The sequence below is a fragment of the Dactylosporangium sp. NPDC049525 genome (assembly GCF_040676755.1).
Classification (GTDB): Bacteria; Actinomycetota; Actinomycetes; order Mycobacteriales; family Micromonosporaceae; genus Dactylosporangium.
This window is the reverse complement of the sequence record NZ_JBFAPO010000004.1, coordinates 61,070-73,262: the sequence shown is the minus strand read 5'-3', so window position 1 is coordinate 73,262 and position 12,193 is coordinate 61,070. Positions and strand designations below refer to the sequence as shown.

Genomic DNA, 12,193 nt, shown 5'->3' with positions numbered 1-12,193 from the left:
CGTTGCCCGCCATGATGTCCTGCCCGGCCTGTGGCGACAGCGACGTCCACCAGCTTCCCGACCCGCCGCCCAGGGCCGAATTCGCGTGGGGCGTGGCGGCCCTCACCGAAGACCTCCGGCGGCGGTGGACGCCCCGGATCGTCGGCGGCGCCGCCGCCGTCCTCCTGGTCGTCGGGCTGTTGCAGATACCGTTCACGCCCGGCGCGACGTCGATCTGGACGCTGATCGTCGATGTGGTGCTGGCCGTCCTGCTCGCACTGGCGGTGCTGGACCGGCTGCTGATGCCGGACGGCGACGACGTGTCCGCGCCGCACCGGGCCGCCTGGTCGTGCCGGCGGTGCGGCCGTTCCTGGCTCACGACCGGTCCGGCGGCGCCGGCCAGCGGACTCCATGACACCATCCTGCTCGCCATCAGCCGCGTTTCCGCGGTGGCGCGGATGATCGTCCTGCCCTGGAAGCCGGCCGCCTTCCTGTTCTCACCCCGCGACCGCCTGGTCCCGCCCGACCGCATCATCGACGTGTTGAGCCGGGTCCGGGTGGTGCTCGGCGCCGCCATCGTGGTCGGGGTCGCCCTGTGGTACCGCAGCTATGAGCAGCTCGCCGCGCCGGCCCTGTTCCAGAACTGGATCACGACCGGCCTGCTGGCCATCCCCACGGCCCTGATCGCCATGGCGGTGTTCGTCGCGCTGACCCGGGCCCCGCTGCGCCGGGCCGCCCTTCGCCAGCTGCGCTGGCCGGCGCTGTCGGTCCTCGCCTTCGCCGGCGTCGTGGTCCTGCTGTTCCTCTTCGGCGAGGGCGCCAACTACGTCAGCGGCAGGCTCCGGCACTACGCCCCGGATCTCCATATCCCCTTGGACGGGTTCATCTACGGCGGTGTCTTCGGGCTCTGGCTGGTCGTCTTCTGTCTGCGCAGCGCCTACCTGGTCGGTCAGCACTGGTTCAACACCGTTGACGGCCATCCGTTGCTGCCGCCGACCGTGGCCACCGGCATGGCCTGGCTGACGGCAGGAAGCGCACTGCTGGCCGGCGGCGCCGCCGATCACGTGCCCGGCGGGGTGAGCCTCGTGCTGATCCTCGGCGGCGCCGCGGCGACGACGGCCACGGCGGCGCTCGAGACCTGGCAAACGGTCCGCCGCCACCACGTCACCGTTCGGGACGGCCCCTGGCCCCGCGGCCGCTGACCGGCTTGCCGGCAGTGCTTGCCGGCAGTGCTTGCCGGTCGGGACGATGACCGGTCCCGACCGGCGTGGCCGCGGTCAGCCGGGGTAGCAGATCAGCGTGATCGGCCTCGACGCGAGCGTGACGGTGCGCAGCGCGCCGGTGTCCCGGGCGACCAGCTCGATCGATACGGCTCCGGCCGTGAACGGGTCGCTCCGGCTCGGCGCGATGTGGAGCAGCAGCGGCCCGTCCGCGTGGATGCCGAGGAGGTAGCGCGCGTCCGGCTGCCCGTACTCGACCCCGCCGTTCGTGGCGGAGCGCTGGGCGCCGGGGATCTGGTCGGGCAGCGGGTACCGCTCGGTCAGCCGTCCGGTGTCGATGTCGAACCCCACGAGGAAGCGTTGCTGCCCCCCTGCCGCCGCGGCCGCGGTCGAGCCCGGCGTGATCATGGCGCCGGTGGAGATGAACAGCGTGTGGTCGTCCGGGCCCAGCACCGGCGTGCCGAACTCGGCTTCGGTGGGGCGCAGCCCCAGGTTCGCGCTGGGGATGTCGCGGATGACCTGTCCGGTCGTGCCGTCGGCCAGGCGCAGGCCGGAGAACGACGACTCGGGCGACGGACACAGCACCAGCACGCCCGAGTTGCGCACCGCGCACACCCGGTCGGGACTCGTCGGGTCCAGCGGCACCGTGGCACGTGCTCCGGTGGCGAGGTCGACCAGGTACGTGACGACGGAACTCGGGGCAGCGGTCCGGTGCTCGATCTGCACCACCAGCCGCCGGCTGTCCGGCGACCACCTCGCGCCGGAGCTCGGGTCTCCACCGGCGAACTCGTGCCGTGCGGTGCCGGCCAGATCGCGCAGGACCTTCGTCCCGTCGGACCGCAGCACCAGCAACCACCGCCCGTCCGGCGACATCCCGTCCACGCGCAGCCCGTTCACCCGATACTGGCTGCCGTCCGCGGTCACCAGGACCCAGCTGTTCTCGTCGCCGTCGCTGTCGCCGCGCAGGTAGGCCAGCGCGGCGCGGCCGACACCGCGATCCTCGGGCAGTGTCGGCGGAGACGCCTGCGGGATCAGCCGCGCTGGCAGGCCCGCGGCGGCCGGCAGGGGGTCCTGATCGCCTCCGCCACCGAACGGCACACCGACCGCCAGCAGGCCGGCGACGACGAGCAGCGCCGCCGCGACCGGTACCAGCCGCGCCGTCATCCGCTGACGCCTGACCACCCGCACCGCGCGGTCGGTCACGTCGTAGTCGCGCGCGTCCTCCGCCGCCTCGATCAGCAGGTCCCTGAGCCCGGTCATGCCAGCACCTCCGAATCCTTGATGAGTTCAGCCAGTTCGGGTGCGACGGCACGCAACCGGGCCAGCGCATGATGGGTCTGGCTCTTGACCGAGCCCACCGAGCAGCCGAGCGCGTCGGCGGTCTCGGCCTCTGACAGGTCCTCGAAGTACCGCAGGACGATCACCGCCCGCTGTCCCGGCGCCAGCCTCGCCAGCGCGTTGCGCAGCACGATCCGGCGCACCGCCTCCGCCGGCTCGTCCCGCCCGGTGGCCCGTTCGGGCGGATCCGCGGTGGTCAGCTCCAGCACGCGCCTGCCCCGCCACGACGAGACGTGCTCGTTGTACAGCGCCCGCCGCACGTAGGCGTCCGGCCCGCCGGCCTGGGTCACCCGGCGCCAGTGCCGGGCCACCTTGACGAGCGTGACCTGCACCAGGTCCTCGGCCGCGTGATGATCGCCCGTCAGCAGGAATGCGATCCGCGACAGGCGCCCCAGCCGCGCCGACACGAACTCCCGGAAGCTTGCCTCATCGTCCACCAGCACCCCTCACGACGTTGTCTCACCCGGGTACACGAGACCTGCGGTGTCCGAGGTTGGCCCTCGATCGGAAGCTCGGTCAGACGGGATGGCGGCTCGGCACGCGCGCGATCGGGCGGCACCGCCGCTGGACCTTGGTCACGACTCCTCGAGCGGGAAGTCGGCCTGCAGGCTGGTGCCCCGGCCGGGCGGGCTCTCGAGGGTCAGCGTGCCGCCCAGTGCTTCGACGCGGTCGGTCAGTCCGATGATGCCGGTGCCGCGCCTCGGATCCGCGCCACCGATGCCGTCGTCACGCACCGTCAGGCTCAGGTAGCTGGCCCGGACCTGCACGCTGACGGCGACGAAGGTGGCGTCGGCGTACTTGGCGGCGTTCGTCAGCGCCTCCGCCACCACGTAGTAGGTCGCGACCTCGATCGGTTCCGGCTGCCGGCCGTCCACCTGCACGTCGAGCTCCACTGCGACCGGGGAGCGGCGGGCCAGCGTGCGCAGCGCGGGTCGCAGGCCGCCCTCGGTGAGGATCGCCGGGTGTACGCCGCGGGAGAGCTCCCGCAGGTCGTCGACCGTGCCGCTCAACCCGTCCACGACGGCGGACAGCTGCTTCCGGAGCTGCGTCAGCTCCGGCGGCACGTTGGCCTCGGCCAGGCGGATGTCCAGCCCCAGCGAGATGAGGCGCTGCTGGACGCCATCGTGCAGGTCGCGCTCGAGCTGCCGGCGGGTCTGATCGGTGGCGAGCACGAGCCGCGCCCTCGACGCGACGAGGCCGGCGCTCTGGATGAGCGTGACCGCCTGGCGGATGATCAGCAGCGAGATGAGCACGGTCTCGGCGATGATCTCGACGCTGTCCATCGGGATGCCCCGGACGAGCTGCACGATCAACAGCACTCCCGTGCCGGCGACCGGCACGTACGGCAGCAACAGGGGGCCCCAGCGGGCGTGCTGGCGCACCGCCCAGCGCGGCGTCTCCCGGGTCGGGGTCAGCGCGGCGACCGCGACGAGCGCGTGCCCGGCGACGAACCCGGCATTGGCCAGCGGCGGCATGCCCTGCGCGCCCGCCGACACCAGGTACGCGAAGACGCTGTCCGACAACGACAGGCACAACAGCCCGCCGCCGAGGATGATCAGCTGCAACCGGTTCGCCGCCGACGCGGTCGCGGCGATGAGCAGGATGACGATCACTGTCAGCAGCAGGTCAGTGACCGGGTAGGCGATCGCGATGGAGTAGGCAAACGGGCTGGCCGCACCGGCCCACACCACCGACCCGAGCGCGGTGGCCCAGGTGAGCACGAACAACGCACCCACGACGATGAGCCCGTCAAGGATCATCACCAGCTGCCCCGGACGGCGCCGCTGCGCGCCGTGCGCGGGCCGGTCGGCGGCCAGCGTGATGATCGCCATGAGCGCGAACACCGGCAGCGTCAGGTATCCGGCGTCCGCAAGCGACGGCGTCGGCAACCCCACGTCGCGGAACAGCTGATACCACGACCAGATGAACTGCCCGACCATCCAGCCGAACGACGCAGCACCCATCCACACCCGCCACCACCGCTGCGCGCCGGAATGCCGGGCGGCGGTGATCCAGCAGGCAAGGGCCGCGACGAGCGCGGCGACGAACTGCGCGGCGTCGTCGACGAGCAGCGACCACCAGGGGCTCAGCAGCCCCGAACTCGCCAGGCCGACGACAGCGGCAACCGACACGGCGGCGACTGCGAGTGGATCCGACAAGAGTCTTCGCGACAAATGGATCAATCCTGACCGAAGCTGATCAGAACGACACGCGGGCTACGCTACCGCATCAGCACGCCCTTCCGCCGCGTCTCGACCCCATCGCCGCGCCACGGCCCGTCCACCAGCGCCTGTCACCCTCCCTTTCACCTGCCACCCTTCCCCGGCACCTGGCAGGTCCAGACGTGGGTCGTCGGGGTTGCCTCTTTGGGCAGGGCCTGCCGTCGATGCCTTGTCGGGTGCGGCGCCGCATGCCACGGTGAAATGCAGACCCCTGCACGAGGGCGGAGCGGCACGATGATCCATGACGTGGACGCGTCCCTGCGCGAACTCATCGAGCAGGAGGCGCTCGCCGATGCGCAGGTCGAGGTCGTCTTCGACGCGCCGACGACCGGCTGGGCGGCCAAGCGCACCGGCCCGGCGATCGACGTGTTCCTCTACGACCTGCGCGAGGACGTGACCCGCCGCGAGGCGCAGGTGCGGCCGGCGAAGGATCACAACGGGCGGATCACCGGGCGGCAGCGGGGTGTGCGGTTCTTCCGGATGTCGTATCTGCTGACCGCGTGGACCTCGCGGCCCGTCGACGAGCACCGGCTCCTCGGCAGGCTGCTGGAGGCGCTGATCGAGCACGACCAGATCCCCGGCCGGCACCTGCAGGGCCGCCTCGCGGGCAAGGCGGTGCCGTTCACGGTCGCGTTGCCGGCGGCGCCGGACCGTTCGCTGTCGGACCTGTGGAGCGCACTCGGCGGCGAGATGAAGCCCTCCCTCGACCTGGTGTTGACGGTACCGGTGGAGCCGTCCCGCACGTACGAGGTCGGCGCGCCGGTCCTGCACCGGCCCGAGGTCACCGTGCTGCGCAAGGAGCCGGACGAGGTCACCCGATGAGGGCCGCCCTCGCCGCCGTCGAGCAGCGCGTCCGGCGGCTCGTCGAGCAGCGCCGCCGCGGCGACCCCGACCCCGACGACGCGTTCCGCGGCCTGTACCTGAGCGACACCCACGTGGACCGGCTGCTGTCCGACCCGCCGGCGGTGCCGGATCCGGCGCCGGAAGGCGAGCCCGACCCGGCGCTCGGCACGCTCGCCGACCGGTTCGGCCTGGACCGCCTCGATCTCGACATCCTGCTCGTCGCCCTCGCGCCCGACCTCGACCCGCGGTTCGAGCAGCTGTACGGCTACCTGCACGACGACCTCACCCGGCGGCGGGCGTCCATCGGGCTCGGCCTGCGGCTCGTCGGCGCGACCCCGTTCGACCAGGCGGCCCGGCACCGGTTCGACCCGGACGCCCCGCTGGTCGCCGGCGGGCTGCTCGTGGTCGACGAGCCGGACCGGCCGTTCCTGAGCCGCTCGCTGCGGGTGCCCGACCGGCTCACCGCGCACCTGCTCGGTGGTGGGACCGCCGGCCCGGTGCTGCGCCCGGCCCTGCGTGAGCCGCCGCCGCTGCCCGCACCCGAGGCCCAGCAACTCGTCCGCGCCTGGCAGGCGGGCTTCCCTCTGGTGTACTGCCAGCAGCCACCGGGCCAGTGGTGCGCCGCCCTGGTGCGGTACGCCGCCGGGCTGGCCGGGCGCCGCTCGCTCGCCGTGGACCTCACCGGCCAGCCGGCCGCGGGGGTGCCGCAGCTGCTCGCCCTGGCGGTCCGGGAGGCGCGCCTGCTGGACCGGGTGCTCGTCGTCGGACCGGTCGAGCTCGCCGACCACGCGACGCTGCGCCGCCTGACCGCGGCCGGCACCACCGTCGTGCTGCACGGCTCCGCGCCGTGGGACCCGTCGTGGAGCGACGACGGCGTCCTCGGCCTCGACCTGCACGACCTGACCCGCCGGCCACCGGACCGGCCGGTGCTCGGCGGGGCGAGCGGCGGCGCCGCCCTCGCCGGCTTCCGGCTCGGCCCGGAGCAGCTGGCCCGCGCGGTCACCGCGGCGACCGCCCAGGCGGCGGCGGAGGACAGCCCGCTGACCGGCCGGCACCTGCGCGCCGGCGCCCGGATGCAGAACGCGACCGGGCTCGGCCGGCTCGCCCGCCGGGTCCGGCCCGGCGCCGACTGGGACGACCTGGTGCTCGCCGGTCCGGCCGTCGCCGGACTGCGCCACCTCACCGACCGGATGCGCTGGCGGGACCGGGTGCTCGGCGAGTGGCGGCTGCGCCGCGGCGGCAACCGCGGCGAGGGGATCAGCGCACTGTTCGTCGGCGAGCCCGGCACCGGCAAGACCATGGCCGCCGAGGTCGTCGCCTCGGCGCTGGGGCTCGACCTGTACGTCATTGACCTGTCGACCGTGGTCGACAAGTACATCGGCGAGACCGAGAAGAACCTCGAACGGATCTTCACCGGCGCGGACGGGGTCAACGGGGTGCTGTTCTTCGACGAGGCCGACGCGCTGTTCGGCAAGCGGTCCGAGGTGAGCGACGCCCGCGACCGGTACGCGAACCTCGAGGTCGCCTACCTGCTGCAGCGGATGGAGTCCTTCGACGGGCTGGCGGTGCTCGCCACGAACCTGCGGGCCAACCTCGACGACGCGTTCGCCCGGCGGATCTCCACCATCGTCGAGTTCCCCCGCCCGGATCCCGTGCAGCGGCGGCTGCTGTGGACGAAGTCGCTCGCCGCGGTACCCCTGGCCGATGACGTCGACCTCGACTTCTGTGCGTCCGCGTTCGACGTGGCCGGCGGCGACATCCGCAACATCGCCGTGACCGCCGCGTACCTCGCCGCGGCCGAGCACGGGATCCTCGACATGCGGCGGCTCATGCGGGCGGTCCGCCTGGAATACCGCAAGCTCGGCCGGCTGTGCGTGGAGGCCGAGTTCGGCCGGTACTTCCCGCTGCTGGCCAACACGTAGGTCGACGTACCCGACGGAGTGCTCATGGGCGACGAACGGCAGCACGAGCACGGCACCGACGAGCGGGCCCGCGGCGCCGGCCCGGTGCCGCAGGACGTCGCGTCCGCCATCGACGTCGAGCGGGGCCGCGGCGCCGCGCTGCCGGACGGGGTACGCACCGACTTCGAGGCACAGTTCGGGGTCGGGCTCGCGGACGTCCGGCTGCACACCGGTCCGGCGCCCGAGCGGCTGAACCGGGCCGTGCAGGCGGAGGCGTTCACCACCGGCACCGACATCTTCTTCGGCGGTGGCCACCCGGACCCGACCAGCGGCGCCGAACGGGAGCTGCTCGCGCACGAACTGACCCACGTGGTGCGGAACCTGACCGGCGGCGGTGGCGAGGGCGGCATCAGCCATCCCGACGACGCGGCCGAGGTGGAGGCGCGTGACACCGCCCGCAGCATCGTGGGTGGCGGCACCGCGGCCGGGCGGGCGACGTCGCTGCTGGGCCTGCAACGCTCCGTCGGCAACCGCGCGGTCCAGCGCCTGGTCGCGCCGCCTCGCGGTGGGGCCGGCACCGCAACGGCCACCGAGGAGCGGCCGACGGCGACCGACGAGCAGACCGCCACCGGCGAGCAGGACGTCATCGACCTGGACGCGGAACCGGCAACAGCCGACAGCGACGTCATCGACCTCGACGCAGCACCGGCAACAGCCGACAGCGACGTCATCGACCTCGACGCAACACCGGCAACAGCCGACAGCGACGTCATCGACCTCGACGCGGAGCCGGCGGCGACGACCGACGCCGGAGAGCAGACCGTCCTGGATCTCGACGCCGGACCGGCGCCGGGCGGCGGCGGCGCCGACGGGACGGTCATCGACCTCGACGCCGAACCGCCCGCCGAGTCCGACGGGTTGGACGGGTTGGACGCGACGCCCGCGGCTGCCCAGGCCGACGTCGCGGAGCCGGGCGGCGGCAGTGCGCCTGGCATCCCGACGGTCGAGGGTGCCGAGCCGATCGCCGCCGCGACCGCCGCCGGCCTCGCCCAGCTCGACCAGGTCGAGTCCGGTGCGATCGCCGCCGTCAACCAGGCGTTCCAGGAGCAGAGCCAGGCCCTCGACAGCACCGCCGAGGCGCAGGAGACCCGGGTCGCCGGCATCGAACGCCAGGCGCGGCAGCGGGTCCAGGGCAGCGTCGCCGCCGCGATCGGCACGCTGCAGGCGAAGGGCGCCGCCCACAAGGCCGCGCTGCAGGCAGCCGAGACCGAGCAGTCCGCCACCGCCGAGGCGGCCGTCACGGCGGCCGTCGACCAGGCGAACAGCAACGCCGCCGCCCGCGGCGAGGAGGCCGTCACCCTCGCCGGGCAGAAGGCCGACACCCAGCGCGGCCAGGTCGCCGACCAGGCCCGGCAGGCGGAACAGGTGGGCGCGCAGAAGGCGGCGTCCGCCCGGGCCGCCGACCAGGAGGTCGTGGCCGCGATGCGGCAGGCGGCCCGGGAGGTCGCCGGGCAGACCTCCCAGCAGATCCGCGACGCGCTCGGCGCAGGCGCCGACGACCTGCGCAACGTCGGACCCGAGGTACAAGGCGACATCCTGGCCAACGGCGAGAACCTGGCGGTCAAGCTCAGCGACACCCTCGGCCCGTTGCAGACCGCGCTGCGCGACGACATGGGACAGACCGCCGGCTCGCTCGACCAGGTCCTCGCCCAGGGCGTCACGGCGCTGACCGGCACCGGCACGGCGATGGCCGCCGCGCTCGACCGGATCCGGACCGAGAGCAAACAGTCGATCCGCCGGCACAAGGCGACGGCACAGGCGGCGCAGCGGTCCGCGGCGGACCGCAGCATCGGCTCGATCCAGGGGTACGCGACCGCGATGCGCACCACCGGCCAGGGCAACGCCGCCGCGGTCCTCGGCGAGCTGCTGGGCCGCAAGGGCCGGCGGGAGCTGTCGCGGGCGATGGCGGAGGAGGCGGCCGCGACCCTGCGACAGAGCTTCGGCGTCTCCGCGCAGCAGGCGGCGCAGGCCGGCGAGCAGATCGCGGCCACGTTCCGCTCGACCGCGGCCGCGCTGCTGCAGTCCCTTGTGGACGTCGGCGACGAGGCCGACCGGCAGAGCGCACAGACCGTCACCGCGGCCACGACCGGGATCAGCGGTACCCAGCAGACCCTGCTCGCACAGCTGCAGGAGCTGCTCGACGGCGCCGTCGAACGCGGCGAGGAACGGCTCGGCACGCACGGCGACATGCTGTCGCAGGCGCTGCTGGACGCGGACACGGCCCTCGCGGACTCGCTGGGCAAGCTCGGCGCCGAGCTCGACCGGCGGATGGGTGAGACGACCGCAAACGCCGGGCGGCCGCTCGGCGACCTGGGCGGCCGCATCGACACCGCCATGAACCGGGCCCGGCAGCGGGCCGAGGACGGCTGGCTGGTCGACCAGCTGCGACAGGTCGGCGCGGCGCTGACCGACCCGGGGTTCCTCGCGGGGCTGGTCGTCGGGCTGCTGGTGACGATCGCGGTGGTGGCGATCTGCGGTACCGGCATCGGCGCGCTCATCCTCGCCGGGGCCCTGGCAGGCGCCGCATCGGTGGCCGCGACGACGGCGACCGAACACCTGACCGGCAAGCGCCAGGGGCCCGTCGACTGGGGGCGGCTGGGCCAGGAGATGCTCATCGGCGCGGCGTTCGGCGCAATCGGCGGCGCGGTCGGCGCGGGCACGACCGCGGGTGTCCTGGGCCGCCAGGTGCTCAGCGGCGCGGTCCGGGCGACCGCCACCCAGGTCGTCGTCAACCGGGTCGCGCAGGTCGTCGTCGGCACCAGCCTCGGGGTGGTGCAGAACATCCTGCAAGGGCCCGGCGTGAGCCTGTGGGACCCGGGCACGTGGAGCTGGGGCAGCTGGGACCGCGGCCTGCTGCTGAACATCGGCATCAACGCGGCGATGTCGAGCAAGTTCGCCGAACGGGTCATCGGCAGCCTCGCCGAGGGCGCCCGGGGCGCGGCCGTCGACCGCGGGCTCGCGTTCAACATCACCGAGGCCGAGACCGCGGCGGCGATGGCCCGGATGGAGGCGAGGGCGGACGCCGACATCCCGCTCATCGACCTGCCGGAGGCGTCCAGCGGCATGCTCGACGGCGCCGAGGCCTTCGACCCGGCCGCCAACCGGGACTTCTTCGAGGGGTTCCTGCGCGACTCGCCGACCCGCGAGGCGGCGCTGCTGCGCAACGACGCGACCGGCCAGCACGTCGTGGTGCAGGGCGCGGAGGACCACGTGCCGCTGAACCTCGCCGACCCGAACTCGCTCGTCCCGCCCGAGCTGCAGGGCCAGGGCAACTGGGTCCTCGACGCGCACAGCCACCCGGTGGACCCGACGCTCGGGCACACCGTCGAGGGCGCCTACTTCCCGTCGGGCGCGGGCGCGGACTTCGGCATCATCGCGTACGAGGCGCAGCGGCAGGGCAAGCCGTTCACCTCGGACATCCGGGTGGAAACCCCCACCGGGCCCGACGTGACGCACTTCGGTTACGAGCCCGGGGTCGCCGAGCCGTACCTCATCGACCTGCCGGGCAACGCCGGCGGGCGGGAGACGCACCGCTTCGCCACCATCGAGGACTACCACGACTTCTACCGGGACCGGTTCGGTGTCGACCTCGGGCCGATCCCGGACGGGTTCCCCGGCGCACGCAGAGGCCGCCCGGCACCGGCCGCACCGGGGACGGCGGGTGCCCCTGAGGTCGCGCCCGCACCGTTCGAGCCGTCGGTCGAGTCGCCGGGCCGGCGGGCCGCCACCGACGAACCCGGCCGGCACGCGGCGGTCGACGAGGCCGACCTGGCCGAGCACGGCCTGAGCGTGCACGACGAGCCGGAGGCGGTACCGGCGGGCAACCTCGACGAGGCCGTCGCCGGCGTGCGGGAGGAGCTGGCCGCCCTGAGACGCCGGCCGGGTCAGGGCGACACCGCCCGCAAGCTCACCGCCGCGCTCGACGAGGTCGTCGCCACCGGCGACCCGGTGCTGATCCAGGACACCGTGGACAGCATGCTGGAGTCCCTGGAGAGCGGGCGGTCCCCGGTCCGCGACGAGACCGTCGGCGTCGTGCTGTCCGAGCGGCCGGAAGCGCAGGCGGCGCTGCTGGAGGCCCTGCACGACGGCGCCCTCGCCGGCTATCCCCCGTGGGACACGTTCATGGAGCTGGTAGGCGAGAAGTACCTCGCGCAGGACACCCTCGAGATCGGCGCCTCGCCGCGCAGCGAGGACCCGGGCGCCGTCGCCGGCACGGACCTGATGCGCGCCGAGTTCCTGGACGCCATGCCCAGCGGGGTGCCCGAGAAGGCGGCGCAGCTGGTCGCGGACCACCTCAGAGAGGTCACCAAGCGCGCGGGCAGTGAGGCCGGCGCGGTGGCGGCCGGCGACGCGGTGTGGCTGGACCCGGCGACCGGTGCCACCTCACAGGAGCACCGGGCCGGCCTGGTGCTGTGGCCGGCCGACCCCATCTGGGGTGTGTGGCGGGTCGACCACATCGTCGAACTGCGCCACGGCGGCGCCGACAACCCGAGCAACTACGCCCCGGTCCCGGAGCGCATGCACACGATGAAGACCCAGGCGATGCGCAAGCTCGGCGACCTCCTGCGCTCGCTCGCCGGCGGCGACTGACCCCCGGTTGCGCGAAAGGGCAGCGTTGGTGCGCGTTCGG

7 protein-coding genes are annotated in these 12,193 nt (G+C 73.9%); 4 read left to right on the top strand and 3 right to left on the bottom strand.

Annotated features, from left to right (window positions below):
• The first annotated feature begins 11 nt into the window (after positions 1–11).
• Complete coding sequence (locus tag AB0K00_RS09225) at positions 12–1,181, top strand: hypothetical protein (RefSeq protein ID WP_363517853.1); 1,170 nt, start codon at positions 12–14, stop codon at positions 1,179–1,181.
• A gap of 75 nt (positions 1,182–1,256) precedes the next feature.
• Here the strand turns inward: AB0K00_RS09225 and AB0K00_RS09220 are convergent, their stop codons facing one another.
• From AB0K00_RS09220 to AB0K00_RS09210, 3 genes are all read right to left on the bottom strand, one after another.
• Complete coding sequence (locus AB0K00_RS09220) at positions 1,257–2,459, bottom strand: hypothetical protein (RefSeq protein WP_363517850.1); 1,203 nt, start codon at positions 2,457–2,459, stop codon at positions 1,257–1,259.
• Positions 2,456–2,977: a SigE family RNA polymerase sigma factor gene (locus AB0K00_RS09215; RefSeq protein WP_363518326.1), complete on the bottom strand. Its 522-nt coding sequence runs from the start codon at positions 2,975–2,977 to the stop codon at positions 2,456–2,458. The genes AB0K00_RS09220 and AB0K00_RS09215 overlap by 4 nt, the downstream gene beginning before the upstream one ends.
• 135 nt (positions 2,978–3,112) lie before the next feature.
• Positions 3,113–4,669, bottom strand: coding sequence for a histidine kinase (locus AB0K00_RS09210; RefSeq protein WP_363517847.1), 1,557 nt, complete (start codon positions 4,667–4,669; stop codon positions 3,113–3,115).
• Between the two features lie 324 nt (positions 4,670–4,993).
• Between AB0K00_RS09210 and AB0K00_RS09205 the strand changes: the two genes are divergently transcribed.
• The 3 genes from AB0K00_RS09205 to AB0K00_RS09195 are packed head-to-tail and all read left to right on the top strand — an operon-like array spanning position 4,994 to position 12,153.
• On the top strand, positions 4,994–5,581 hold the full coding sequence (locus AB0K00_RS09205) for a DUF4255 domain-containing protein (RefSeq protein WP_363517844.1): 588 nt from the start codon (positions 4,994–4,996) through the stop codon (positions 5,579–5,581).
• Complete coding sequence (locus AB0K00_RS09200) at positions 5,578–7,524, top strand: ATP-binding protein (protein ID WP_363517841.1); 1,947 nt, start codon at positions 5,578–5,580, stop codon at positions 7,522–7,524. The genes AB0K00_RS09205 and AB0K00_RS09200 overlap by 4 nt, the downstream gene beginning before the upstream one ends.
• A gap of 24 nt (positions 7,525–7,548) precedes the next feature.
• On the top strand, positions 7,549–12,153 hold the full coding sequence (locus AB0K00_RS09195; protein WP_363517838.1) for a DUF4157 domain-containing protein: 4,605 nt from the start codon (positions 7,549–7,551) through the stop codon (positions 12,151–12,153).
• Positions 12,154–12,193: the final 40 nt, after the last annotated feature.